The 25,636-nt window shown below is 73.4% G+C and carries 23 protein-coding genes; 10 read left to right on the top strand and 13 right to left on the bottom strand.

The features are described from left to right. Positions 1-22 precede the first annotated feature (22 nt). Entirely contained in the window at positions 23-613 is a 591-nt protein-coding gene (locus ATL51_RS08915) for a hypothetical protein (RefSeq protein WP_157818281.1), read from the top strand. A gap of 369 nt (positions 614-982) precedes the next feature. Beyond that, complete coding sequence (locus tag ATL51_RS08910) at positions 983-1,801, top strand: GAF and ANTAR domain-containing protein (RefSeq protein WP_167409981.1); 819 nt, start codon at positions 983-985, stop codon at positions 1,799-1,801. A 165-nt stretch (positions 1,802-1,966) separates the two neighbouring features. Here the strand turns inward: ATL51_RS08910 and ATL51_RS08905 are convergent, their stop codons facing one another. The 7 genes from ATL51_RS08905 to ATL51_RS08875 are packed head-to-tail and all read right to left on the bottom strand — an operon-like array spanning position 1,967 to position 9,613. Next, complete coding sequence (locus ATL51_RS08905) at positions 1,967-3,169, bottom strand: TetR/AcrR family transcriptional regulator (protein ID WP_100878300.1); 1,203 nt, start codon at positions 3,167-3,169, stop codon at positions 1,967-1,969. Between the two features lie 55 nt (positions 3,170-3,224). Continuing rightward, the gene (locus ATL51_RS08900) at positions 3,225-4,085 is read right to left on the bottom strand and encodes an SMP-30/gluconolactonase/LRE family protein (protein WP_100878299.1); all 861 of its coding nucleotides are present in this window, start codon (positions 4,083-4,085) and stop codon (positions 3,225-3,227) included. 4 nt (positions 4,086-4,089) lie between these two features. Beyond that, the gene (locus tag ATL51_RS08895; protein ID WP_100878298.1) at positions 4,090-5,682 is read right to left on the bottom strand and encodes an AMP-binding protein; all 1,593 of its coding nucleotides are present in this window, start codon (positions 5,680-5,682) and stop codon (positions 4,090-4,092) included. Next, a complete protein-coding gene (locus ATL51_RS08890) occupies positions 5,679-6,716 on the bottom strand; it encodes an acyl-CoA dehydrogenase family protein (RefSeq protein WP_157818280.1) in 1,038 nt (345 codons plus the stop codon). Before ATL51_RS08890 ends, ATL51_RS08895 begins: the two co-directional genes overlap by 4 nt. Then, positions 6,709-7,848, bottom strand: coding sequence for an acyl-CoA dehydrogenase family protein (locus tag ATL51_RS08885; RefSeq protein WP_208622952.1), 1,140 nt, complete (start codon positions 7,846-7,848; stop codon positions 6,709-6,711). Before ATL51_RS08885 ends, ATL51_RS08890 begins: the two co-directional genes overlap by 8 nt. A 2-nt stretch (positions 7,849-7,850) precedes the next feature. Next, positions 7,851-8,624, bottom strand: coding sequence for an enoyl-CoA hydratase-related protein (locus tag ATL51_RS08880; RefSeq protein ID WP_100878295.1), 774 nt, complete (start codon positions 8,622-8,624; stop codon positions 7,851-7,853). A 14-nt stretch (positions 8,625-8,638) separates the two neighbouring features. Next, entirely contained in the window at positions 8,639-9,613 is a 975-nt protein-coding gene (locus tag ATL51_RS08875; protein ID WP_157818279.1) for an LLM class flavin-dependent oxidoreductase, read from the bottom strand. Here ATL51_RS08875 and ATL51_RS29850 point away from each other — a divergent pair. Continuing rightward, positions 9,558-10,088, top strand: a complete 531-nt coding sequence (locus tag ATL51_RS29850; protein WP_100880588.1) for a Dabb family protein — start codon at positions 9,558-9,560, stop codon at positions 10,086-10,088. The genes ATL51_RS08875 and ATL51_RS29850 overlap by 56 nt on opposite strands. Positions 10,089-10,189: 101 nt before the next feature. Here the strand turns inward: ATL51_RS29850 and ATL51_RS08865 are convergent, their stop codons facing one another. Beyond that, the gene (locus tag ATL51_RS08865) at positions 10,190-10,756 is read right to left on the bottom strand and encodes a PadR family transcriptional regulator (protein ID WP_100878293.1); all 567 of its coding nucleotides are present in this window, start codon (positions 10,754-10,756) and stop codon (positions 10,190-10,192) included. Positions 10,757-10,983: 227 nt separating this feature from the next. Here ATL51_RS08865 and ATL51_RS08860 point away from each other — a divergent pair, with 227 nt between their 5' ends. Genes ATL51_RS08860 through ATL51_RS08830 form a run of 7 tightly spaced genes read left to right on the top strand, consistent with a single transcriptional unit; the run spans position 10,984 to position 20,085 of the window. Further along, positions 10,984-12,495: a class I adenylate-forming enzyme family protein gene (locus tag ATL51_RS08860; protein WP_100878292.1), complete on the top strand. Its 1,512-nt coding sequence runs from the start codon at positions 10,984-10,986 to the stop codon at positions 12,493-12,495. A gap of 16 nt (positions 12,496-12,511) precedes the next feature. Then, complete coding sequence (locus ATL51_RS08855) at positions 12,512-14,917, top strand: xanthine dehydrogenase family protein molybdopterin-binding subunit (RefSeq protein ID WP_301548957.1); 2,406 nt, start codon at positions 12,512-12,514, stop codon at positions 14,915-14,917. A gap of 1 nt (position 14,918) precedes the next feature. Further along, the gene (locus tag ATL51_RS08850; protein ID WP_073577274.1) at positions 14,919-15,698 is read left to right on the top strand and encodes an enoyl-CoA hydratase/isomerase family protein; all 780 of its coding nucleotides are present in this window, start codon (positions 14,919-14,921) and stop codon (positions 15,696-15,698) included. Next, positions 15,698-16,564 (top strand): FAD binding domain-containing protein, encoded by an 867-nt coding sequence (locus tag ATL51_RS08845; RefSeq protein ID WP_100878291.1) that lies wholly within the window; start codon positions 15,698-15,700, stop codon positions 16,562-16,564. The genes ATL51_RS08850 and ATL51_RS08845 overlap by 1 nt, the downstream gene beginning before the upstream one ends. After that, positions 16,561-17,802, top strand: a complete 1,242-nt coding sequence (locus tag ATL51_RS08840) for a xanthine dehydrogenase family Fe-S subunit (protein WP_100878290.1) — start codon at positions 16,561-16,563, stop codon at positions 17,800-17,802. Before ATL51_RS08845 ends, ATL51_RS08840 begins: the two co-directional genes overlap by 4 nt. A gap of 44 nt (positions 17,803-17,846) precedes the next feature. Further along, on the top strand, positions 17,847-19,157 hold the full coding sequence (locus ATL51_RS08835) for a benzoate/H(+) symporter BenE family transporter (protein WP_100878289.1): 1,311 nt from the start codon (positions 17,847-17,849) through the stop codon (positions 19,155-19,157). A gap of 55 nt (positions 19,158-19,212) precedes the next feature. Further along, the gene (locus ATL51_RS08830; protein ID WP_100878288.1) at positions 19,213-20,085 is read left to right on the top strand and encodes a LysR family transcriptional regulator; all 873 of its coding nucleotides are present in this window, start codon (positions 19,213-19,215) and stop codon (positions 20,083-20,085) included. Positions 20,086-20,106: 21 nt separating this feature from the next. On the opposite strand, the gene ATL51_RS08825 is transcribed toward ATL51_RS08830, so the two are convergent. Genes ATL51_RS08825 through ATL51_RS08805 form a run of 5 tightly spaced genes read right to left on the bottom strand, consistent with a single transcriptional unit; the run spans position 20,107 to position 25,430 of the window. Then, the gene (locus ATL51_RS08825; protein WP_073577270.1) at positions 20,107-20,700 is read right to left on the bottom strand and encodes a UbiX family flavin prenyltransferase; all 594 of its coding nucleotides are present in this window, start codon (positions 20,698-20,700) and stop codon (positions 20,107-20,109) included. Then, positions 20,697-22,052, bottom strand: a complete 1,356-nt coding sequence (locus ATL51_RS08820; RefSeq protein WP_100878287.1) for a UbiD family decarboxylase — start codon at positions 22,050-22,052, stop codon at positions 20,697-20,699. The genes ATL51_RS08825 and ATL51_RS08820 overlap by 4 nt, the downstream gene beginning before the upstream one ends. Next, on the bottom strand, positions 22,049-22,840 hold the full coding sequence (locus ATL51_RS08815) for an SDR family NAD(P)-dependent oxidoreductase (RefSeq protein ID WP_100878286.1): 792 nt from the start codon (positions 22,838-22,840) through the stop codon (positions 22,049-22,051). Before ATL51_RS08815 ends, ATL51_RS08820 begins: the two co-directional genes overlap by 4 nt. After that, positions 22,837-24,252, bottom strand: a complete 1,416-nt coding sequence (locus tag ATL51_RS08810; RefSeq protein WP_073577267.1) for an MFS transporter — start codon at positions 24,250-24,252, stop codon at positions 22,837-22,839. The genes ATL51_RS08815 and ATL51_RS08810 overlap by 4 nt, the downstream gene beginning before the upstream one ends. Next, complete coding sequence (locus ATL51_RS08805) at positions 24,249-25,430, bottom strand: cytochrome P450 (RefSeq protein WP_301548956.1); 1,182 nt, start codon at positions 25,428-25,430, stop codon at positions 24,249-24,251. Before ATL51_RS08805 ends, ATL51_RS08810 begins: the two co-directional genes overlap by 4 nt. Between the last annotated feature and the right edge of the window lie 206 nt (positions 25,431-25,636).

Below are 25,636 nucleotides of genomic sequence, written 5' to 3'. Positions count from 1 at the left end.
CCGCAGACAGGAGAAGGTGACGATGGCCCTCCGACCCGTTCGGCTCCACCAGGCACTGAGCCGCACCGTTCACACGATCACGCTGCCGGACCCCGACGGCCCAGCCGTCTGGGCCGTCGAGACCCGCACCACCGAGGACCACCGCGCCCGGCTCTACCGGGACGGTCAGCGCACCGGCACGGCCGAGATGCCCGCCACCTTCACCGTCCCCGGAGGGAGGATCGAGGTCGACGCCGGGTTGTACGGCGTCACCCGGGTCCATCTCGTCACCCCCGACGGACGGGAACGCAGACTGGCCCCGGCCCCGGGGACCCTGGAGCACCGGCGCGCAGCCCTGACCCGGGACCGCCCGCGTACGAGCCGGGCGATCGCCGCCACCGCCGTAGTGATCCTGCTGGTCAATCTCGTCCTCGCCACACCCGTATGGCTCGAGATGGTCACCTCGATCCCGGAGGTGGCGGACCGGGTCGGGACGTTCACCTCACCGGTGCTCCTGCCCGGCTGGCTGCTCGGGACCCTCACGGTCGCCGGTGTCGTCGCCGCCGTGGAACGAGCAGTCACCTGGCGGCACCACCGCATCGTCGACGCCGAGACCCTCTGGACCTCGCTCTAGCTCGCACCTCCACCTCGTGACACCCCACCGACCGGGGAGACGACCGGCGTCTGGTCCGGCATCCCGTCGGCCCCGGACAGGAGCCGCACCGACGTCCTGGTGATCGGCGCCGGCCGTCCCTGTCACAGTGGCTCGCACACGTGCACGAGGGGGCACGTGTGCGAGCCACCTCTGTGGAGACCCCGGGTCAGCAGTGGCTGGTCGTCGCTGGTCCTGGACAGGGGAGTGGGAGGCGGCCGGAACGGAAGCGCAGCGTCCCGACCGCCCGCGCTCCGACGGCCCGGGGCATGGACGTCGGTGGGCGGACACCGCCCGGGCGCGTGTCCCGTCGCGGTGTTTAACCGTGCCCACGACGGGTCACCCCGACGGGTGGACCTGACGAGGCCAGAGCTGAACGGAACGCCGGACGAGTCGGAGCGCAGCACCGACGGCGCGTCCCCCGTCCCGTACGCCGCCACGGCCGACGCCGACGCCGACGTCGTCGGGCAATTCCGACGTCTCGCACCGGCGCTCCTGGACTGTGCGACGGTCGCCGAGGTGCTGGACCGTGTGCTCGACGCCGTGACACGCGTCGTGCCCGTGGCGGCGATGGCGAGCGTGACGATGCGCGACGACGCAGGCCGCTACTACACACCGGTGTCCACCGGCGGGCCGGCCGAGGAGATCGACGTCGTGCAGTACCGCAGCGGTCACGGTCCCTGCGTCGACGCCGCCCGCGAGGACGGCCCCGCGTCCGCGGTGTCGGACGACCTGCGGCACGAGGAGCGGTGGCCCGAGCTGGCCGGGACCGCGGTGGGGCACGGGTTCCTCTCGGTGGCCGCGGTCGAACTGCTCCCCGACGCCCGGCCGCCCCGGCTGCCGGGCGCGCTCAACGTGTACGCCTCCGGACCGCAGGCCTTCGGCCGCGCCGACATCGACCGCCTGACCATCCTGGCCGGCTACGCCTCGCTCGCGCTGGCGACCACCGACGCGGTCTCGGCCGCGGAGCTCAAGCAGGCACATCTGCAGACGGCGATCGAGACCCGTGATGTCATCGGCCAGGCCAAGGGCATCCTGATGGCCCGCCGCGGGCTGGACGCCGACCAGGCCTTCGACCTGCTGCGGCGGACCTCGCAGGACATCAACGTGAAGCTGGCGCGCCTGGCCCGCACGGTCGCCGAGCGTCCCCAGGACATCGACTCCCTCTAGCGTCGGCGGTCCGGCGTTTGGGCATCGGCGCAGCGGGCAGACGCGCCGCATCCCGAGCGTCGACCCGGGGCGATGCGAGGGCCAGGCCGGGGCGGTTGAGTTCCGACAGCCGCTCCGGCCGAATACCGGTGCCCGTCGGCAGGTTGCCGTGCCGGGCCCGCGCGTCTAGGCCCGGTTCCCGGCGGGGGGAAGACCGAGCGCGGCGAGGGCCGCGCCCGTCAGCTCGCCCGCCGCCGCCGGGTAGCGCCGCAGGTGGGGGATCCGCGCGCAGTCGTCGACGATCGTCCTCGCGGTCCTGACCAGCGTCGCGGCGTCGGCGTCGGGCAGGTCGGGGCGGGCAGCGGAGAGCCATCGCTGCCACTCCGCGACGTCGTCGGCCTGGATGCGGTCGATGCGCTCGCGGGCGGCGTCGGGCAGGGAGAGCCGTTCGGTCAGCCGGACGGCGAGCAGGTCGGTCGCCTCGAGCGCGACGCGGACGTAGCCCCCGACGAGCAGGCCGAGGACCGCGTCGTCCGGGCCGGGGGTGCGCAGGGCGCGCGTCGTCTCCAGCGCGAGCCACTCGTGCAGCCGGGTGACGGCGGCCACCAGTATGTCGGCCTTGGTGTCGAAGTACCGATAGAGGGCGGGCCCGACGACGCCGACCCGGCCGCCGATGTCGTCGATGCTCACCCCGGCGAAGCCCTTCGCGCGGAACTCCTGCGCGGCCGCCCCGACGAGCTGCTCGCGGCGGGAGGACGGCGCCCGGTCGGTCGCCTGCACCGGGGCGTCCGCGACGGTCGCCGCGGGGGCGGCGATCACCCGCCTGCTCGCCTCGGCCAGCTGGTGGGCGAGCCGGGCGCGGGGGAGCGGGGTGTCGTAGAAGCCCGCCCCGGAGATGATGCTGACGATGACCCAGCTGCGGAGGTCGGTCACCCCGGGGGACAGGTCGCCGCGGGCAGGGGTGAGGAGGAGCTCGTCGAGCTGCTGTGCGATCCACCGGGTCCTGCTGCGGACCAGCTGGAAGTCTTGGGCGTCCAGGTGGCGTGCCTCGCGCTGCCACAGCAGGGAGAGCCGCCGGCTGTCCAGCGCGGCCTCCGTGAGTGCGGTGAGAGTGGCGTCCAGATCCCGGTCCCCTGGCGGCAGCGCGGTCAGCGTGGTGATCGTGTCGACGACGTGCTGCTGGTCCTCCAGCACGACGTGCGAGAGCAGGGCCTGCTTGTTGGCGTAGTGGCGGTAGAGGGCCCGCGCGGTGATCCCGCTGGCCTCCGCGATGTCGTCCATGCGGACGCCGTGGAACCCACGGAGGCTGAAGAGCTCTCCCGCGTTGCGGGCGATCTCGGCCCGCCGGTTGCGGGGCCGGGACCGCGGCGGCGCGCTCGCTGCGTCCATGCCGTGGTCTCCTCTCGCCGCCTCGATCCTAGCGAGGGGAGACCACGGCCGGGCTTCAGGCGGGCGTGCCCCGCCGCCCCACCGACGCCGTGGCGATCGCCCCCGTGGACCGTCCCTGGACGAACTCCTCGAGCGTGGTCGCGTTGCAGCTCATGTACAGGGTGTCGAGGTCCTCGCCGCCGAACGCGCACGCCACGGCCTGCGCCCCGGCCACGGGCACCGTGTCGGTCAGCTCGCCGCCCTCGACCACCCGGTAGAAGCCGGCGTCGTCGCCGGTGGTGAGTGCGTTGCCGAACCACACCCCACCGTCGGCGTCGAGGGCGATGCCGTCCGGCATGAACGCCTCGGGGAGCTGCGCCCAGACCTCCGGGCTCGACAGGGTCCCGTCGGGTGCGCGGTCGTAGGCGGTGATCCGGTGCAGGAAGGTCTCCGCCAGCAGGAGCCGGCCGTCGGGGGTGAGCGCCATGCCGTTGGGGAAGAGGACCTCGCCCTCGACGCGCCGGACGGTGCCCTGCGGGTCGACGTGCGCCAACGCCGTCGGCCGGGGGTCCTCGGACCCGACGGCGAACCCGAAGTTGCCGACGTAGGCGTGCCCGTCGGGGGTGACGAGCAGGTCGTTGCCGGGGCCACCGGCGATGGCGCTGAAGTCGGCGTAGGTGCTCAGCGTGCCGTCCGTCCCGATCCGCTGGACCGTCGCGTCGGCCTGGGACACCACCAGGGGGGTGCCGTCGGGCAGGAAGCCCAGGCCGGACGGCGCGCCCGGGACCGTGGCGACCGTGGCGGCGTCCCCGTCGGGGGCGAAGGTGAGCACCGTGCCGGCGAAGAAGTCGCTGGCCCAGAGGGCGCCGTCGTGCCAGCGCAGGCCTTCGAGGAACTGGTGTCCGGTGACGAACCCGGTCGGGGTGTGCAGCTTCATCGCGTCACTTCCGTGTCGATTCGAGGGTCGTGTGCTCGCGCGCCAGCTCGCGGAGCCGGAACTTCTGGATCTTGCCGCTGGGGTTGCGGGGCAGGTCGTCGAGCAGGATCAGGCGCTCGGGGAGCTTCTGGCGGGCCGTCCGCCGCGCGGTCAGCCATTCGACGAGCCCGGGCAGCGTCACCTCGCGACCGGTCTCCGGGACGACGACGGCGCAGACCCGTTCGCCGAGCACCGGGTCGGGGGAGGAGACGACGGCGACGTCAGCGACCGCGGGGTGCTCGAAGAGCTGGTCCTCGATCTCCTTGGCGCTGATGTTCTCGCCGCCGCGGATGATGATGTCCTTCTGCCGCCCGATGATCTCGACGTAGCCGTCGTCGTCGATACGGGCGAGGTCACCGGTGCGCAGCCAGCCGTCGTCGGTGAAGGCCGCGGCGTTGAGCGAGGCGTCGAGGTAGCCGAGGAACAGCTCGGGCCCGCGCACCTGCAGCTCGCCGTCGGGGGCGAGCCGGACCTCGGCGGGGCCGATCGGCCTGCCGTCGGTCCGCGCACGCTTGTCGACAGGGTCGTCGGCGTTGCAGGCCGACGCCGTCGGGTACTCGGTGGACCCGTATCCCCGGCTGACGGTGCAGCCCAGCGCCGAGGTCGCGGCCCGGACCAGCTCCGGCGGCACGTCGGCGCCGCCGCACGCGAAGACGCGAAGCGAGCTCACGTCGCGGTCGGGCAGCGACGGGTGGTGGACGAGCCCGTGCAGGAACGGGGTGGCCGCGACCGTGAACGTGCACCGGTGCTCCTCGATGAGCTCCAGACCCCGGCCGGGCTCCCACACGTCGAGCAGGACGACCGCGCTGCCCAGCATGAACGGCAGCTGCAGCCCGTAGAGGACACCGATGATGTGGCCGACCGGCGAGGGCATGAAGACGACGTCGGTCGCGGAGAGCCCGAAGAAGTCGACGATGCTGCGATTCTCGTGGTCGAGGGTGTGGTGGCTGTGCAACGCGCCCTTGGGCGCCGAGGTCGTACCGGAGGTGTAGAGCAGCAGGGCGATGTCGTCCGGCGCCCGGGGCGTCCGGACACCGTCCGCCCGGCCCTCGTCGAGGAGCTCGTCGAAGCTCAGCCGGCCGTCCCCGCCGTCCACCACGACGACGGTCTCCAGCCCGGGGACCTCGTCGCGGATCTCGTCGAGCATGGCCGGGTAGTCGAAGTCGCGGAACAGCCGTGGTACCACGACGACCTTCGAGCCGGCCTGGCGCAGGATGAACGCCGTCTCGCGGTGCCGGTAGATCGGGATGATCGGGTTGCTGACCGCGCCGAGCCGGATCGTCCCGAGGTGCACGACGACCGCCTCGGCCCGGTTGGGGAGCAGCCAGGACACGACGTCCCCGCGGCCGACCCCGCGCCCGCGCAGCGCGGAGGCGAACCGGTTCACCGCCCCGTCGAGCTCGCAATAGGTCCAGCGCCGTCCCCGGTCGACGACGGCGGTCGCCTCGGGGCTGCGCTCCGCGGCCGTGGCCAGGTAGCCGTCGACGAGGTTCCCCGTCCAGTGACCGGCCTCGATGTTCCGCCGGGCGTGCTCGTCGTCGAGCCTGGTCGCCTTCATGGCTGCCTCTCGGGGGCCAGGAGCGCTGCGCCGATGTGGTGCTGCAGCTCGGTCTCGTCGCCGTACCAGCCGCGCAGCGCCAGGGCGCGCCGGTAGTACCAGCTGACGTCGGTCTCGGTCGTGAAGCCCATGCCGCCGTGGAGCTGGATCGCGTCCTCGCAGACCCGGACGGCGGCGTCCGCCGCGTGCGCCTTGGCCGTCGAGGTGATCAAGTCCAGCTCCGACGGCGACGCCCCGCGGGCGTCGGCGAGGGCGGCCAGGCAGAGGTTGTGCAGGCCGGTCGACCGGGCGGACATGTCGGCGGCGAGGTGCTGGACGGCCTGGAAGCCGCCGATCGGCCGGCCGAACTGCTCGCGCTGCCCGACGTGGGCCACGGTGCGGTCCAGTGCGCCGCGGGCGAGGCCGCTGAGCTCGCAGGCGAGCAGCAGCCGGGCCCACGACCGGATCCGGTCCCCGAGCCCGTCGTCGGTGACCAGGGTGTGGGCCACCGCGCCGTCGAGGGAGACGGACGCGAACGCGACCCCCGGATCGGCACTCGCCAGCGGCTCGATGTGCACTCCGGGCGCGCCGGGGTCGACCAGGCACACCGTCGCACCGGCGAGGACGACGAGCACGCCCGCCTGCGCGGCGAACCGGACGGCGGAGACGGACCCGGCGAGCTCCCGCCCGGTGAGCGCGACCGACCCCAGGTCGCCCGGGACGGACGCCCCCGGATCGACGAGCGCGGGCGGTGTCCCGTCGGCGTCCGGGTCGATCCCCTCGACCAGCGCCGGGAGCAGGCTGTTCTCCAGCAGCGGCCCGATGAGCAGGTGCCGCCCGTACTCCAGGAACACGTGGCCGAGACCGGCCGGTGGGGCACCGAGACCGCCCCGGTCCTGCGACACGGCCAGGGAGTACCAGCCGAGCTCGGCGAGCTCGGCCGCGAGGCCCGCGTCCCAGCCGCCGCCGTCCAGCAGGTCGCGCCGGCGGTCGCCCGCATAGGACCGGGTGAGGTAGTCGTCCACTGCGGACACGAAGTCGTCGTGCTCAGCCACGGGGCAGCCCCAGGAGTCGTTCGGCCACGATGGTGCGTTGGATCTGGGCGGAGCCGCCGTAGATGGAGGCGGCCCGCGAGTACAGGTGCTCACGGGCCCAGCGGTCGGACCGCAGGCCGCCGGGCCGGGCGACGGGCACCGCACGCAGGGCGCCCAGCAGCCCCGCGATCTCGGCGAACACGGTCTGCTCGGCGTCGTTGAGCACGAGCTTGTCCACCGAGTCCAGCGGAGTCGGGCCCGCGCCTGCGACGAGCCGGGCGGTGGTCTGCCGGGTCTGCGCGTCGAGGACCCGCATGGCGACCTGGGCCCGCCCGACCGCGGCCCGGGCCCGGTCACCGACGGCGCCGTGCGCGCGGAGCTCGCCGATCGCGTCCTCCAGCGCGACCTCGAGCTCCACCCGGCGGCGTAGGGTGGCGGCCCCGCGTTCGCTGCCCAGGGTGTGGGTGGCGATCGCCCAGCCGTCGTTCTCGGCCCCGAGCAGGTTCCGCCGTGGCACCCGGACCTCGTCGAGGAAGACCTCGCAGAACTCCCGGTCGCCGGTCATCTGCCGGATGGGCCGGGCGGTGACCCCGGGGCTCGCCATGTCGACGAGCAGGTAGCTGATGCCCGCCTGCTTGCGCACGGCCGGGTCGGTGCGGACCAGCAACGCACACCACTGCGCCTCGTGCGCCCAGCTGGTCCAGATCTTCTGGCCGGTGACCACGTAGTCGTCGCCGTCGGCGACCGCGCGGGTACGCAGGGAGGCGAGGTCGGACCCGGCGTCGGGCTCGGAGAAGCCCTGGCACCAGATGTCCTCACCGGAGAGCATGCGGGGAAGCAGCTCGCGGCGCTGTCGGTCGGTGCCGTAGCGGTCGATCGAGGGGCCGACGACCTCGAGCCCGATCAGGCCGACGGGCTGGGGGGCACGGGCCCGCACGAGCTCCTCGACGAACACCAGCTGGTGGGCGTGGGTGAGCCCGCCGCCGCCCGCCTCCCGCGACCAGGCGAGACCGAGCCAGCCGGCGTCGGACAGGGTCCTCTGCCAGCGGCGCAGCACGGCGAACCGGGCGTCGGGGTCCACTGGGACATCGGGTGCGCCGTTCGCGGCGAGCCAGGCCCGGGCCCTGGCCCGGAAGTCCTTCAGGGATTCCACGGTCACCGTCCCGTGTAGACCGGTTCGCGGCGCTCGAGGAACGCGTTCACGGCCTCCTTGGAGTCCTCGTAGCCGGACAGCTCACGGGTCCGGTCCTGCTCGAACTCGTAGCCGGACTTGAGGTCGCGGTACTCGATGCCGTTGAGGCTGCGCTTGGCCAGCCGCAGGGTGACGGGGCTGTGCCGGGCGATGGAGTGCGCCAGCTCCCGGGCCTTCCCGAGCAGCTGCTCCTCCGGGACGATCTCGACGATGCCGCCGTAGGGCAGCAGCGTCTCGGCGGGGTAGAGGTCGCCGGTGTAGTGCATCAGCCGGACCACGCCCTGCGGCACGAGCCGGGACAGGTGCTTCGCGCCGCCCAGCACCCCGACGGTGACCTCGGGGGTGGCGAACCGGGCCCCCTCCGCCGCGACGACGAGGTCGCACGAGGCCGCGATCGCCAGGCCCGTCCCCACAGCGGCCCCGTGGACCGCCGCGATGACCGGGTAGGGCGAGTCGTAGATCGCCCAGAACGCCTCCCGGGCCTGCTCCAGCTGCTCCGGGGCGTTGTCCGGGTCCAGGGTCTGGAAGGCGGCGAGGTCGTTGCCGGCGCAGAAGTGCCTGCCCCGCCCGGCGAGGACGACGACGCGTGCCTCGGGGAGGTGACGCTCGACGTCGCCGAAGAACGCGCGGAGCTCGCGGTAGAACTGCTGGTCGACCGCGTTCACCGGCGGTCGGTCGAGCCAGACGGTGGCGACCGGTCCGTCGGTCTCCCACTTCAGGAACTGCAGATTGCTCATGTGGTCTCCTCTGCTCAGCGGTGGTAGGCGGCGGCAAACGCCTCGAGCTCGCGCGGGACGTCGCTGCCCGCGGGCTGGAAGTGGACCCAGTCGCACCCGGCCTTCTCCAGCTCGGCGAACCGGTCCCGCCACTGCTCACGGGTGAGCGCGAGCCCGGCCGCGGTCATCACCTCGCCGTCGACGAAGGGGCGGTCGACGTCGTTGACCCCGACCACGTGCCGGTCGTGCAGCGCGATGTGGCGCACGTTCTCCGGGATGTGGTCGTAGGCCGCGGCCCACGCGTGGCCGCCCTCGCCGAGCAGCTCGTCGATCACGCCGTGCTCGACGGCCCAGTGCAGGAACAGCCCCGCGCCGTGGCCCGCGGCGTCGATCACACGCTCGGAGCCCGGGTCCTCGCCCTCGTCGAGCACGGTGCCGATGAGCATCATCATCTGCGGCCCGAAGTCCGGCTCGGGCGCGGTGATCCGGAACAGCTCCGCGCCGAGGTCCCGCGCGACACGCGTCCCCTTCGGACCCTCGCCCGCGACGCCCCAGGCGACCGAGATCGGCAGAGCCGGGCCGAAGCGCTCGTCGGGCTGGATGAGCTGCATGATCGCGCCCTCCCACTCCACCTGCTCACCGCGCAGCAGGGCCCGCACGACCTCGGTGTAGTGCTGGACCCGGGCCCACTGCACCGGCGGTCTGCCCATGGCGAGGCGGCCGGTGAAGCCACTTCCGATCCCGATCAGGACGCGGTCCGGCCCGGCCGTGTGCACCAGCGTGGTGATCGCCGAGGCGGTGACCATCGGGTGGCGCAGGCTCGGGATCAGCACTCCGGGCCCCAGCACGATGCGGTCGGTCCGCTCCGCGGCCTGGTTCAGGACCATCCAGACGTCCGGGTACAGCGCGGGCGAGTCGTAGCACAGCGCCCTCTCGTAGCCGAGCTCCTCCGCGATGCGGATGTGCTCCGGAGTCTCCAGCGACGTGGCGAACGAGCATCCCAGCTTCATTGTCGGGTCTCCCGGTCGAAGGTGTCGGGAGCTGGAAGTTAGGGCCGATGGACATAGCTTGTCAATTATCGGTAACTGGCCAACATGGCCGAGCATCACGTTCAGCAGTCTTCGATGCTCGAATGTCTATCGCTGCTCACTTGTCCGACAGGGAGGTCGACATGCTGGTGCACTGCCTGACGCTCACGTTCACGGAGTCCGCGACCGCGGCGGACGTCGAGGCGTTCCGGGACGCGATTGCGCGGCTGCCCGGCCAGGTCGGCGTCCCCTGCGCACCCGGCAGGGTCGCGACGTCGGTGAGCGTCCGACGAACGCCGACTATGCGGTCGTCTCCGAGTTCGCGAGCGTCGAGGACTTCCGGACCTACCTCGCCCACCCGGCCCATCTCGCGGTGCCTCGGGGCCACGTCCGGTCCGCGCACAGCGTCCAGTTCCTCGTCGCCGACCCGGGACTGAGCCCCGCCGACCCGGACTGAGCCCCGCCGACCCGGACTGAGCCTCGGCGGCCCGGGCTCCGGCGCCGACCCGTCGTGGCGCGCGCCGGGTGCGCCGGCGTGCCCGTCGCCCGGCGGGCGGGTCAGCCGCGCGGGTCGCGCTCGGCCCGCTCGCGACGGAGTCGGTCGAGTTCGTCGTTCGCCAGCGCGCTCCAGAACCGCAGGGCGGCGTGCTCCATCTCCAGGCCCAGCTCGATCGTGATCATGCGCGGCTCGGCCCACTCCTCGCGGCCGTGCCGGGCGACCATGTCCTCGTAGTCGGCGATCCGGCTCTCGTGCTGGCGGATCTGCTCGCGGGCGAGCTTCTCGACGTCGTCGGAGGATCCCGCCTCGTTGAAGAACAGCTTGAGCTCGGCGATGTCGCGCATCTGGAAGTGCTCGGCGGTGGGTGCTGCCAGCCACTCGCGCAGGGCCGCCCGGCCCTCGTCGGTCAGGGAGTAGGTCTTGCGCCGCCGTCCGTGCTCCTCGGTGTCGAGGGCGAGCAGGCCTGCGTCGGCGAGCCGGTCCGGCTCGGAGTACAGCTGCGCGTGCGGGAAGTGCCAGAAGTAGCCGACGGAGCGGCTGACCGCCCGCTTCAGGTCGTACGGCGTCGAGGGCCCGCGCAACGCGATCATGCCCAGGACCAGATACGACGTCGTGGACAGTCGCATCCGCGCTCCTCTCGTGCCGGCCGGTGCTCCGCGGACTCTAGACGAGGCGGGTCGTCGATCCGCGGATGCGGCTCGACCCTCGCACGTGCGTCCCGTCACCGATGACCGCCCCTCCTCCCGGCGGATGCCACCGGACGGGGTCGCTCCCGAGGCCGGTGGAATCCGGGGCTTCCCCTCTGACAGTATGAACCGTATGGTCTGAAACAGACTAACGACGAGGGGGTCGGATGGACCTGGTGACGACGCTGCGATGGGCGGTCGAGCGCAACCCCGACCGGCCGGCGGTACGAGGAACCGGCAGGTGGCTCTCCTACCGGGAGTGGGACGCGCGGACCGACCGGCTGGCCGGGGCCCTGCGGAGCCTCGGCGTGGAGCGGGGGGCCCGGGTGGGCCTGGTGATGCACGGCGGCGAGCAGCTCGCGAGCCTGCACCTGGCCGTGCAGAAGCTCGGCGCGGTCTCGGTGCCGCTCTCGACCCGGTTCGGGGTCGAGGAGCTCGGCTACTGCCTGGGCGACGCCGACGTCCGCCTGGTGGTCGCCGACGCCGCGCACGCCGAGCGGGTCGCCGCCGCCGGCCTCGGGGACCTGCTGCGGGACGTGGCAGCCGTCGACGAGCTCGCCGAGCGTCTCGACAGCCCCGTCTGCGTCGCCCCGGACGAATCGGACCTCAGCGTCATGCTCTACACGTCGGGGACCACCGGGAAGCCGAAGGGCGTCCCGCGTACCCACCGGGCGGAGCACATGGCAGCGGTCGCGCACGTGATGCAGACCCGGCAGCGGCAGGGGGTCGCGACCCTCGGGGTCATGCCGCTGTTCCACACGATGGGCCTGCGCACGCTGCTGGCCTCCGTCGTCGTCGGCGGCACGTGGGTGGGCCAGCCCGCCTTCGACGCCGACGAGTCGATGCAGCTGATCCTCGAGGAGAACGTCGGTTCCCTGTACCTGGTGCCGACGATCTACTGGTCGCTGCTGCGCACCGGACGGCTCGGTGACGCCCGTGCGCTCGACAACCTCGCCTACGCCGGTGCCGCCATGACCCCGTCGCTCGCCGAGAAGCTGGTCGACCAGGTCGCGCCCACCTCGTTCGTCAATCACTTCGGCTCGACCGAGATCTACACGTTCACCATCGGGCCCGACGTCGCCGCCAAGCCCGGCTGCGCCGGCCGGGCGGGGCTGTTCTCCCGGGTCCGGTTGATCGCGCCCGACGCGGGCGCCCCCGTCGACGAGGAGGTCCCGCGCGGGACGCAGGGTCAGGTGATCGTCTCGATGGCCTCGCCCGAGGCCTTCGGCGGCTACCGGAACCGGCCGGACGCGAACGCCAAGGCCATCCGGGACGGGTGGTACCACACCGGTGACCTCGCCGTCGCCGACTCCGACGGCGACCTCTGGGTCTCCGGCCGCACCGACGACATGATCAACTCCGGTGGCGAGAACATCTACCCGGACGAGATCGAGTCGGTCCTGACCCGCTGTCCCGCCATCGACGACGTCTGCGTGGTCGGACTGCCCGACGAGCGCTGGGGACACGCGGTGACCGCGTTCGTGGTCCCCGCCCGCGGGACCGACCCGCTGGCCGCGGCCGAGCAGGCCCTGGCCTGGGCCCGGGAGCAACTGCCGTCGCTGAAGCGGCCGAAGCGGGTGATCGCCGTCGACTCGATCCCGCGGTCCGGGGTCGGCAAGACGCTGCGCCGCACGCTCGCCGCGGGCGAGTACGACATGAGGGGAGAAGCACGTGTCTGATGTGTCCGATGTGTCTGTGGCCGCCCGCACCTGGGTCCCCAGCCGGGACGAGGACGCCGCGCTGGTCACCGGCCGGGGCGCGTTCCTCGACGACCTGGACCCGCTGCCCGGCACGCTGGTCGCCACCGTCGTGCGCTCCACCCGTCCGCACGCCCGGTTGCGTTCGGTCGACCTGAGCCGGGCCCGTGCCCATCCGGGGGTGGCGGCGGTGATCGGCCCCGACGAGGTGCGCGCCGCGCTGCGGCCCTTCCCCCTGTCGACCGGCGCGGTGATGCCCTACCTGCCCACCGGTGTGGACAAGGTGCGCTTCGTCGGCGAGCCGATCGCCGTCGTCGTCGCCTCGGACCGCTACGTCGCCGAGGACGCCGCCGAGCTCGTCGCCGTCGAGTACGACGACCTGGGTGCGGTCACCGCGGCCCGCGCCGCGCTGGAGCCGGATGCGCCGCTGCTGCACGAGGACGCCGGGTCCAACGTCGCCACCGACCGAACCTTCTCCTTCGGTCCGGTGGAGGAGCGGTTCCGCGACGCCGCGCACGTGGTGACCGGCCGCTACGACTTCCCGCGCTACTCCTCGGTGCCGATGGAGTGCTACTCGGTCATCGCGCAGTGGAACGAGGGCGACGCCGGCCCCTCGGTCGAGGCCTGGGCGAACTTCCACGGACCGTTCTCGATGGTCCCGGTCATGGCCGGCGCGCTCGGGATCCCGACGTCGCGGGTGCGGCTGCACGTCCCCGCCGACATCGGCGGCAGCTTCGGGATCAAGGCCGGCATCTACCCCTACGTGGTGCTGATGGCGCTGGCCTCCAAGCACTCCGGCACGCCGGTGCGGTGGGCCGAGGACCGCGTCGAGCACCTGATGGCGAGCTCCACCGGTGCGGACCGGGCGATGACCTTCTCCGCCGCGGTCGACGCCGACGGCACCGTGACGGCCCTGCGCACCGACCTGATCGACAACGTCGGCGCCTACCTGCGCCCGCCGGAGCCCTCCACGCTCTACCGCTGCTACGGCAACATCACCGGGCCCTACCGCATCGACGCCGTCGAGATCCGGGCCCGCGCCGTGGTCACGAACACCATGCCGACCGGGCTGAACCGGGGCTTCGGCGGCCAGCAGCTCTACTTCGGGCTGGAACGGCTGATGGACGCGGTCGCCGCGGCGACCGGGCGCGACGTCGTCGAGGTGCGGCGGCGCAACCTGGTGTCGACGTTCCCGCACGAGACGGCGACCGGGGGCGTCTACGACTCCGGCGACTACGCCGCGGCGCTGGATCTGGCCGTGAAGAACGCCGACCTCGCCGAGCTGGAGCGCCGGCGCGAGGCGGCCCGGGCCGAGGGCGCCTTCTACGGCATCGGCACCGCACTGGTCGTCGACCCGTCCGGCACCAACATCGGCTACGTCGGCCTGGCCACCCCCGCCGAGGACCGCAAGCCGGGCCGGGACAAGTCCGGCTCCACCGAGCACGTCCGGATGTCGGTGGACCTGCAGGGGATCGTCACCGTGCTGCTCGGGTCGGTTCCGCAGGGCCAGGGCCACGCCACCGTGGCGCGGAAGGTCGCGGCGCAGCGGCTCGGGCTGCCGATCGCGCAGGTACGGGCGGTCGTCGACATGGACACCGCGACGACCCCGTGGACGGTCACGTCCGGGTCGTACTCGTCGCGGTTCGCGCCGCTCGTCACGAGCGCGGTCGTCGCCGCCGCGGACACCATCGCCGCCACGGTGAAGGCGGCCGGGGCCACGCTGCTGGAGGGGGCCGACCCGGGCGAGCTCACCCTGCTCGACGGGAAGGTCGTCCACCCGGACGGTCGTTCGGTCGCCTTCCGGCACGCCGCCGGTGTCGTGCACTGGGACCCGGCGTCGCTGCCCGACGGTGTCCCCGCCCGGCTCTACGCCGAGGCCGAGTTCTCCCCGCGGGAGACCCGCGCGGCCACGGCGGACGACCGGATCAACTCCTCGCTCTGCTACGGCTTCGTCGCCGAGATCGTCGCGGTGCGGATCGACCCGGACACCCTGGAGATCGAGGTCGACCGGGTGTCCTCGGTGCACGACGCCGGGACCGTCCTCGACCAGACCCTGCTCGACGGCCAGGTCTACGGCGCGCTCGTGCACGGCCTCGGCGGTGCCGCCTACGAGGAGTTCACCCACGCCGACTCCGGGCAGCCGACGGCGGCGACGTTCCTCGACTACCTGTGCCCGACCAGCGCCGAGGCCGGGTTCGACCTGCGAACCGACCACGTGGTGACCCCGTCACCGCTGACCCCGCTCGGCGCCAAGGGCTGCGGCGAGGGGTCGTCCATGAGCTTCCCGGTGGCCTACGCCAACGCCGTCGCCGACGCGCTGGCCCCCCACGGGATCGAGATCACCCGCCTGCCGCTGCACGGCGAGGTACTGCACCGACTGCTCACCGAGAAGGAGAACTCCTGACATGGCACTCACCGGCGGCGACGTCGTCCTGGAGCGCGCACACGACGGGCGGGTCGCGTACCTGACCCTGTCCCACGGCAAGTACACGGTCGTCACGATGGAGATGCGCCGGCTGGTCGCCGAGCGCTTCGCCGAGATCGACCGGGACCCGCAGGTCCGCGTCGTGGTGATCCGCTCCGACGGCCAGCACTTCACCTCCGGCGGCGACATCGCCGGGTTCATGGAGGTCGACCCGATCGACCTCACCGACCTCGGCCAGGACGTCACCGCCCCGGCCCGCAGCACCAAGCCGGTCATCGCCGCGATCGACGGCTACTGCTTCGGCGTCGGGCTGGAGATGGCGCTGTCCTGCGACATCCGGCTCGGCACCGGCCGCACCCAGCTCGCGCTGCCCGAGATGAACCTCGGCATGATCCCGGGCTCCGGCGGCACCCAGCGCCTGGCCCGGCTGATCGGCCTGTCCCGGGCGAAGTTCCACATCATGACCGCGACCCGGATCCAGGCCCAGCAGGCGCTCGACTGGGGCATCCTGGCCGGCCTGTACGACGACCGCGACGCGCTCTACGCCGAGGTCGACGCGCTGGCGCTGAAGATGGCCGGCTTCTCCCCGGCCGCGCTGCGCACCGCCAAGGAGGTCCTCGACCGCGGCGTCGACGGCCCGCTCTACACCGGCATCGAGCTGGAGCGGAAGGCCTACTCGATGCTGCGGGCGACCGAGGACTTCGCCGAGGGCGTGAAGGCCTTCGGGGAGAAGCGCACCCCGAACTTCACGGGCCGCTGATGAAGGCCGCACCGTTCGCCTACGTCCGCCCCGGCCGGCTCGACGACGTGCTCGGCGAGCTCGCCGGCGGCGACGGCAAGGTGCTGGCCGGCGGCCAGTCCCTGGTGCCGGTCCTCGCGATGCGCCTGGGCCGCCCCGGCACCCTGGTCGACATCACCGCCGTGCCCGAGCTGACGGCAGCGGGACCGGAGCAGGACGGGTACCGGATCGGCGCGGCGGTGCGGCAGCGCGCGGTCGAGCACGACCGGTCCGCCCGCGCGGTCCCGCTGATCGGGATGGCCATGCCCTTCGTCGGGCACCGGGAGCTGCGCAGCCGGGGCACCGTCTGCGGCAGCCTCGCCCACGCCGACCCGGCCGCCGAGCTGCCCGCCGTCGCCTGCTGCGCGCAGGCGACGGTCGAGCTGGCCGGCCCGGCCGGGCGGCGGAGGATGCCCGCCGAGGAGTTCGTGACCGGCGCGATGACCACCGCGGCCGGGCCGGAGGACGTCGTCGTCGCGGTGACGTTCCCGCACGCCCGGCCGGGGGAGGGCTTCGGGTTCGCCGAGATCGCCCGCCGGCACGGCGACTTCGCGCTCGCCGGGGTGGTCACCCGGGTGCGGGTCGGCGACGACGGCGCGGTGACCGAGGCCCGGCTGACCGGGTTCGGGATCTCCGACCGCGCCGTGACCCGCGACGTGACACCGCTGCTCACCGAGCACGAGGACGACCTGCGCCCGGCCACCGCCGCACTGGCCGACGAGGTCGTCGACACCGGCGGGGACACCCACGGATCCACCGGCTACCGGCGCCGGTTGTTCGGGGTGCTCGCCGCCCGCGAGCTGTCCCGTGCGCTGCACCGCGCCCGGGACCGGAAGGAGCGTTCATGACCACGGTGGAGCCGAGGCGAACAGGTACTGCGGAGCCGCGGGACCGCGTCGCCGCCGACGAGACCGTCGGGATCAGGATGACGGTGAACGGCACCGAGACGACCGTCACCGTGCCGCCCCGCGCCCACCTCGGTGACGTGCTGCGCGAGCAGCTCGGCCTCACCGGCACCCACCTGGGCTGCGAGCACGGCGTCTGCGGCATGTGCACCGTGCTCGTCGACGGCGAGGCCGCCCGCGCCTGCCTGCTGTTCGCGGTGCAGTGCGAGGGCGCGGAGATCGTGACCGTGGAGGGCCTGGGCACCCCCGAGGACCAGCACCCGCTGCAGCAGGCGTTCTCCGCCCACCACGCGCTGCAGTGCGGGTTCTGCACCCCCGGGATGCTCATGAGCAGCTACGACCTGCTCAGCAACACCCCGGAGGTGGAGAGCGAGGAGCTGCCCGAGCAGATGTCCGGCGTGCTCTGCCGGTGCACCGGCTACCGCGGGATCCTCGCGGCCGTCGACGACGTGCGGCAGAGCCACCCGGACGGCGTCCCCGGGCCCCGGGCGTGCGGCGCGCGGACCCTGGTCGGGCGGGGGACCGGTGGCGGCAGCGGCGCCGGAGCCCCCGCCGAGGAGGTGCCGGCGGCGGCGCTCGCGCAGGAGGTGCGGCTGCCCTCCGGTCCGCCGTCCGCGGTCGTCGACGTCACCAGCGCGCTCCGGCAGCCGGTCGAGCGGGTCTGGGCGGTGCTCGACGACTTCGACCTGCTCGCCCGCTGCCTGCCCGGCGCCCGGCTGACCGAGGTGCTCGACGGCGACCGCTACCGGGGCCGGGCCGTCGTCGCGCTCGGCCCGGTGAAGCTGTCCTTCGACGGTCTGGCCCAGGTCGTCGAGCGGGACCCGGCCGCGCACCGGCTGCGGTTCCACGCCCAGGGCGCCGACGCCGGCGGCAGCGCCACCCAGGCCGACGTCGTGCTGGCCGCCGAGGCCGGACCGGACGGCGGCACGGTCCTGACCGCGCACGCCGACGTCCACCTCACCGGCCGCGTCGCCCAGTTCGGCCGGGCGTTGGCCGGGGACGTCTCGCGGCGGCTGTTCGAGCAGTTCGCGACGAGCGTCGACGAGGCCGCCGAGACCGGGTCGGTCACCGAGCCCGGCCGCGGTGCGCAGCTCCGCCTGGTGCTGGGGACCGTCCGGGACACCGTCGGCGCGCTCGTCCGCCGGGGCCTCACCCGCGTCCGCACACTGCGGCGCCGGTAGCCGCCCGCTCCCTGCCCGGTGAGTGATCGCAAGGAGGCGACACCATGACCGCATCGACCGACGAGCCCGCCGAGGGCCCGGCCGCCGCACCGCCCACCCCGCCGGCCGAGCCGCGGCCGACCCGCCGCATCGAACCCGGCCCGGGGATCCGGTCCGGGCTGCGCGGCCTGCCCCGGCGGCTGAACCCCGCAACGGTCGGAGCCGGGGTGGTCGCGGCCGTGTTCGGCTGCACCGGGCCGGCGCTGATCGTGATCGACGGTGCCGCCGCGAACGGCCTGGACAGCCGGGTGATCGCGTCGTGGATCTTCGGGATCTACGTGTTCGGCGGCCTGATCTCGCTGTTCCTCGCCCTGCGCTACCGGATGCCGGTCGTCGGCGCCTTCTCCATCCCGGGGGCCGTCCTGGTGGTGGGGGCGCTGGGGACGTTCCCGTTCTCCGCCGTCGTCGGCGCGTTCCTCGTCGCGGGACTGCTCGTGCTCGTGCTCGGGCTGTCCGGCCTGATCGGCACCGTGTCCCGGTGGCTGCCGCAGCAGATCGTGATGGCGATGATCGCCGGGGCGCTGATCCGGTTCGGCACCGGGGTGGTGACCGCGGCCGAGTCCGCGCCGTGGATCGTCGCGGCCGCGGTGGCCGGGTTCCTGCTGCTGTCCCGGTTCGTCCCGGCGGTGCCCGGCGCGCTCGGTGCGCTGGTCGCCGGGCTGGTCGCGGCCGCGGTCACGGGCGGGTTCGCCCCGCAGGCCACCGCCGTCGACGGCTGGACGGCGCCGGTGCTCGTGGCACCGACGTTCGACCTCGCCGCGATCCTGGCCGTCGGGATCCCGCTGGCGGTCCTGGTGATCGCCGCGGAGAACGCCCAGGCCTACGGCGTGCTGCTCAGCCAGGGCTACCGGCCCCCGATCAACGCGATGACGGTCGCGAGCGGCGTGGGCGGGCTGCTGGCCCCGCTGACCGGCGGCCACAACGCCAACGTCGCGGGCCCCATGACCGCGATCTGCTCGGGTCCGCAGGCCGGGCCGGACCCCGATGCCCGCTACGCCGCGAGCGTGGTCAACGGCGTGCTGTTCATCGCGTTCGGCGCCCTCGCCGGGATCGCGGTCACCGCGGTCACGGCGCTGCCGACCGAGCTGGTGGCGGTGGTCGCGGGGCTCGCCATGATCGGGGTGCTGGTGTCGTCGTTCCGCGGCGCGTTCGGCGACGGCCGGTTCCGGACCGGTGCGCTGACGGCCCTGGTGGTGGCGATGAGCGGGGTCGCGCCGCTGGGGATCTCCAGCCCGTTCTGGGCGCTCGTCGCGGGGGTCGCGATCTCCGCGGTGGTCGAGCCGGGTGACTTCAGGGTGCGGTCCGAGGCCGGATGAACGCGTGCGCGCCGGCACGGTGACACGGTATGGAACAGATGGTCCGGGGTGATCTGTGGAGCTTCATCAACTTCGGTACATCGTGACGATCGCGCACGAGGGGAGTTTCACCTCCGCGGCCGCCCGTCTGTATCTGTCCCAGCCGTCGTTGTCGGTGCAGATCCGCAAGCTGGAGCAGGACGTCGGTGCTCGGCTGTTCGAGCGGACCGGCCGGCACATCGTGCTGACCGCGGCCGGATCCGCGCTGCTCGAGCACACGGAGATCGCGCTCGCCGAACTCGAGCGCGGCCGGGAACGGGTGGCCGAGGTCAGCGGTCTGCGCGAAGGTGAGGTCCGGGTGGGTGTGTTGCCCAGCATCGGCGCGCGGATGCTGCCCGAGGTGCTGGCCCGGTTCCGGCGCGCGCACCCGCTGGTCGGGGTGCGGATCGTCGAGCACGACATCTCCCGGGAGTTCGAGCAGCTCGTGCGCTCCGGGGAACTGGACCTGGCGATGACCCGGATGCCGCTGACCCTGAGCGGGCTGTGCGTCGACGTGCTGGTCCGCGAGCCGGTGCTCGTGCTGGTTCCCGCCGCGCACCGGCTGGCCTGCCGTGCGGAGGTCGCGCTCGCCGAGCTGGCCGGCGAGGATCTCGTCGGGATGCGTACCGGGTACGGGCTGCGCGACCTCGCCGATCAGTTGCTGGCCGAGGCCGACGTCCGTCCGCGGGTGGTACTGGAGACCGGACAGTTGGCGATCGTGCACGGGATGGTGGCCGCCGGCATGGGGGTCGCGCTGCTGCCGAGGATGGCCGCGGGCAACGGCCCCACGGTCCCGATCGCCGACTCCTGTGCGTTCCGTGAGCTGGGCGTGGTGTCGCGGGCCAGCGCGCACGTGTCCCCGCCGGTACAGGCGTTCCGCCGGTTGCTGCTGCGCACGGCGCGCGAATGAGCGCGGAGCTCGGCCGCACGTCTACGACCGGTGCACGACAGCTCGTCCGTCCCGCTCGCCGGTCCAGCGGGCGACCGCGTCGGTGTCGACGTCCAGGAGGTCGAGCGCCCGACCGGTGGTGTGCTCGACGATGTCGGCGACGCTGTGCGGGTGTGCGTAGAAGGCGGGCACCGGCGGCATCACGATCGCGCCGGAGGCGGTGACCTCGGACATCAGCCGTAGGTGGCCTGCGTGCAACGGGGTCTCCCGCAACAGGAGCACCAGGCGCCTGCGCTCCTTGAGCACCACGTCCGCGGCCCGCACCACGAGCGACTCGTCGTAGCTGGCGGCGATCCCGGACAGCGTCTTCACGCTGCAGGGCGCCACCAGCATCCCGGCCGTGCGGAACGAGCCGGAGGAGATCGGCGCGCCCAGGTCGCCGTCGGAGTGCACGACGTCGGCGAGTGCGCGCACGTCGGCGACGCTGTGGTCCGTCTCGTAGCCGATCGTCGCCCGCGCCGCCTTCGTCAGCACGAGGTGCGTCTCGACGTCGGGCACCTCGCGCAGCAGCTCCAGCGCGCGGATCCCGTACACCGCCCCGGACGCCCCGGTGAGCGCGACGATGATGCGTCTCATCGGAGGTCCCCCAGCTCCGCGAGATGGCGCTCGAGAGCCGACGGGTCGGCCGGGGCCACCGTCATCTGCCGGTAGCGGTCCCGGTCGGCGGCCGGGACGGTGGCGTCGAGGCCCAGCTTCGCGGTGAGCCCCTGCTCGGCCGAGGGATCCAGGCTGCTGCCCTTCGCCTTCGGCACCACCAGCAGGTCCCGGTCGGGTTGGGTCCGGGTGGCCACCGCCCAGGCCACCTGCTCGTCGTCGGTGATGTCCACGTCGTCGTCGACGACGGTGACCTGCTTGATCGTGGACGCGGTGAGGAACAGCGTCATCATCGCGGTGGTCGGCGCTCCCGGCGTGGGCCCGCGGAGCGCCACGACGGCGGTGAGCCGGCACGAGCCGGACTCGGGTAGCCGCAGCGCCGCCACGTCCAGCCCGGCCCGGCGCAGGGCCCGCAGGCAGGCCGCCTCGCGCGGTACGCCGCCGGCGTAGAAGTGCTCGCGGCCGCCGGAGAGGATCGTCTGGAACACCGCGTCGTCACGGTGCCAGCCGTCCACCAGCTCGATCACCGGGGCGGGGCCGCCGGGACCGTAGGTGCGCGGATACTCCCCGAACGGCCCCTCGGCCTCGCGGCGTCCGGCCCGGAATCGGCCCTCCAGCACGAACTCCGCCCGGGCCGGCACCAGCGCGTCCACGGTCGGGGCGGCGACCAGCTCGACCGGAGGGGCCAGCGCGTTGGCCACGGCGTAGTCGTCGAGCTCGCGGTCGGCGGGGGACTGGCTGGCGAGAACGAGCGCCGGGTGCACCCCGACCACCAGGGCGACATCGAGGTCGCGCCCCGCCGCCTCGGCCTCGGTGAAGATCCTCCGCAGCCGCCCGGGCAGCAGCAGCGCACGCAGCTCCCGCTCGCCCGCGGCCAACAGCCGGTTGATCGAGAGGTTCATCCGCCCGCTGACCGGGTCGCGGACCGCCAGCAGCGCCGAGGTCAGGTACCTGCCGCCGTCCTCGGAGTGCTGACGGGTCAGCGGCAGCGCCGAGAGCATCCGGTCGCCGTGCATGCGGTTCGCCAGCACCGGGGCCCCGGACGCCTCCACCTCCGGGCAGCGCTCCGGGGCGTCCAGGGCGGCGGCGAAGCGGTCGGCCACCCCGGCCGGTTCGCAGCCCAGTACCAGGCCGAGGTGCGTCCGGCTCGGAACGGTGTTCCCCACCAGCGGGAACTCCGCGCCGATCACGTCGCCGAACCGCACGGCGCGCCGTCCGTCGGCACGAGTCAGTACCGCGGCGACGTCCTGGTCCGGGTCGATCGGGGACCTCAGCCGGGCGAGCTCGCCGCGGCCGTCGAGCACGTCGAGCCAGGAACGCAGGTCGGAGCTCATGTGAACACCCCACCGCCGTCGACGACGACGGTCTGGCCGGTGACGAACCCGGACGACGGCGACGCCAGCCACATGACGGCGCCGACGAGGTCGCCCGGGGTCATCTCGCGGCCCAGCGCCCGCCCCTTCGCCGCCGCGGCGATGTAGTCGCCGGTGTTGAGTGTCCGGCTGGCGGCGTCGCTGACGAGGCCGGGCGCGACGCCGTTGACGGTGATCGCGTCGGATCCGAGCTCACGTGCGGCGGCCCGTGTGAGCCCGTCCACGGCCGCCTTGGAGGCCACGTAGTGCGCGAACCCGGGCGCACCCATCCGCGCCACGGTGGAGGAGATGTTGACGATCCGTCCGCCGCCGCGGGCGCGCATGGCCGGGGTCACCGCTTTGATCGCCTGCCAGGTGCCGCGCACGTTGACCGTCAGCACCCGGTCCCAGGCCTCGGTGGTGAGCTCGGTCAGGTGCGACTTGGTGCCCAGGCCCTGATAGATCGCGGCGTTGTTGACCAGCGCGTCGATCCCGCCGAACTCGGCGCCCGCGGTGGCGACGACGGTCTCCCAGTCGGCGTCGGAGGTGACGTCGGCCGTCACGAACACGACCTTCCCCGCGCCGGCGGAGCTCACCTCGTCGGCCAGGGCGAGCCCCGCGTCGGCGGCCCCGGCGACGTCGGTGGCCACGACGTTCGCGCCCGCCGCCGCGAACGCGGCGACGTAATCGCCGCCGATCCCGCCGCCGGCGCCGGTGACGAGGACGGTGCGGCCCAGGTGCTCGCCGCTGCGCTTCTCGTTCGTGCTCATTGTGATCCTCCCGGGAGGGGCTCCGGCCGGTCGGCCGTGGCGGTGGGTGACGGACTGGGAACGGCGTCGCGTGGGTCCTCCCGGTCGAGCGCGCCGCGCGTCTCGGGGACGAACGCCGCCCCGAGCAGGAACAGCGCGACGACCACGGCCAGGAACAGCGCCAGCCGGCTGGGGATGTCCGGCACGGTCGGGCTGGCCAGGCTGACGAACGTGGTGGTCAGCCCGCCGATGGCGAACCCGCCGTTCCAGATCAAAGCGGTCGCGGTCGCACGCAACCGGGTCGGGAACAGCTCGTTCAGGAAGATCGGCACCGCGGCGATGGGGGCGTTGGCCAGCATCGTGATCATCAGGCCGTAGCCGAGCAGCGCCCCGGTGTCCTCCGGCCCCAGCCCACCCATGGCCAGCGCGAGCAGCGGCAGTGCCACCAGGTTCACGATGCCGGTGGCCAGGAACACCGGGCGACGGCCGAACCGTTCTGAGGCGTGCCCGGCCAGCAACGCGATCGGCAGGATGGCCAGGCTCGTCCAGACCAGCAGCAGCCCACGCGCGCCCGCCGGAAGCTGGTTGATCTCGTCCAGGAACGTGGGCAGGTAGCCCGAGGTGAGGTAGTACTGCGCGCCCGCGCCGGTCACCAGCGCGGCGGCCGCGACCAGCGTCCGCGGCCGTACCGCGGTCGGCAGGTCCCGGGCCCTGGCCGGCGGCTCCGGCACCGCACCGGCGGCCCGCGCCCGCGCGGCGGACCACACCGGGGACTCCTCGAGCAGCCGGAAGAACGCGAGGCTCGCCAGCGAGGCCACCAGGCCGGTGAAGAACATGACCCGCCAGCCCCACGCGTCGAACGCGGGTCCGGGGAACGCCGAGGACACGGCCAGGAACACCACCGACGCGATCACGGCGCCGAGCCCGGGCCCGCCGCCGGCGACCAGTCCGGAGACCAGGCCGCGCCAGCGCTGGGGCACCGTCTCGGTGCCGAGGGTGTGGGTCGAGGCGACGACGCCGCCGACGAGCAGGCCCTGCACCAGACGGAGCGCGACGAACACCAGCGGTGCGGCGACACCGATCGCGGCGTAGGTCGGCAGCGTTCCCATCAGGGCGGTGGCCAGACCGACGCCGCCCACGGTGACCAGCATGGTCTGCTTGCGGCCGTGCCGGTCGGCGTAGCGGCCGAACACCGCGCCGCCCAGCGGGCGCATCACCAGGCTCACCCCGAACGAGGCGAACGTGGCCGCGAGCGTGAGTGTGGGGCTGTCGGTGGGGAAGAACAGGGGGCCCACCGTGGAGGCCACGTAGAGCAGGATGAACAGGTCGAACAGATCGAACGCGAAACCGACCGTGGACGCGGTGCCCGCGGTGACCATCTGACGGGTCGTCGGCGCGGGGGCCGGGGCCGGGCCGGGCACGGCGGCGCTCACCAGGTCACCGGCAGCCGCCGGACGCCGAGGTGACGCCCTCCGCCCTCGAGCGGGTCGGTCCGCTCGACGTCGCCGTCCACCCGGAACCCGGGGATGCGCTCCAGCACGACCTGGACCGCCGTGCGGATCTCGAGCTTGGCCAGGGCCATCCCGGGGCAGGTGTGGATCCCGGCGCCGAACGCGAGGTGCCGGTTCGGCCGCCGGTCGATGACGATCTCGTCGGCGCGGTCGAAGACCTCGGGATCGCGGTTGGCCGAGGCGAACAGCAGCAGCACTCGTTCACCCGCCTTCATCTGCTGACCGTGCAGGCAGGTGTCGGCCGTGAGCTGTCGCGGGAACCAGTGCAGCGGGGTCTCGTGGCGCAGCATCTCGTCGATCATGGAAGGGATCAGCTTCGGCTCGTCGAGCAGCCGCTGCTGCACATCCGGATGCTCGGCCAGGTACAACAGCGTGTTGCCCAGACCGAGCGCCGTGGAGTCGTGCCCGGCGTAGGTCAGGATGAACATCATGTTGGCGAGCTCGTCGTCGGTCGCCCCGAGTTCGCGGTTGGCCTCGACGAGTCCGGTGAGGAAGTCCTCGCGTGGGTTCTCGCGCCGGTCGGCGAACAGACCGACCCAGTACCGGCACACCCGGTCGATGATCTCTGGGCCGCGGGAGCCGGAGGCGTGGGTCAGGAACTCCTCGGAGTAGCCGCGGATCTCCTCTGTGTCCTCTGGACCCAGGTCATAGAGCCGGGTGATGACCTCCAGCGGTAGCGGAGTGGCGAGCTCGGCAGCGAGCTCGGCGCGGCCCCGTCCGGTGAACCCGTCGACGAGGCGTTCGGCGATGGCGCGGACCGCCGGTTCCATCGTCTTCGCTGCGGCGCCGCTCGTCAGCGGCGCGATGAGCTCGCGGAACCCGGCGTGTTCGGGCGGGTCGTGGTCGATCGGGGGGAACCGGCTCCCGGACACCGGGGGCAGGTAGACGCCGCCGGTCGAGGAATAGGTCGTGTGGTCGGTAGCGGCGTCGCGGACGTCGGCGTACCGCGCGATCGACCAGTAGCCGCCGTGGCGCTCGCCGTGCGAGACCGGGCAATGTCGGCGCAGCTGCGCGTAGGTCGCGTAGGCGCGCTCGGGAGACAGACCGGGATCGTGCGGATCGAAGTGCGGGAGGACCTCGCGCGGACTGTTGTCGGGCACCGTTGCCTCTTCTCTACCCTCGGCTCTCCACCCGCTGGCGCGGTGTGCCCCGAGTCTGCGCGGCAGAGCGCCGCCCGACGATGCGCAGCTGGCTATGCCAGCGATAGTCGTCCGGCCAGGTCCCGACCACCGGGTGCGGGTGCAGGCCCCGCATCCCGGCGGGACCGCCGTGCGGGATCCACCGGGCGAGCAGGTCCCGGCCGGAC

Source organism: Pseudonocardia alni (assembly GCF_002813375.1).
Taxonomy (GTDB): domain Bacteria; phylum Actinomycetota; class Actinomycetes; order Mycobacteriales; family Pseudonocardiaceae; genus Pseudonocardia; species Pseudonocardia alni.
This window is presented reverse-complemented; position numbering and strand designations above follow the sequence as displayed.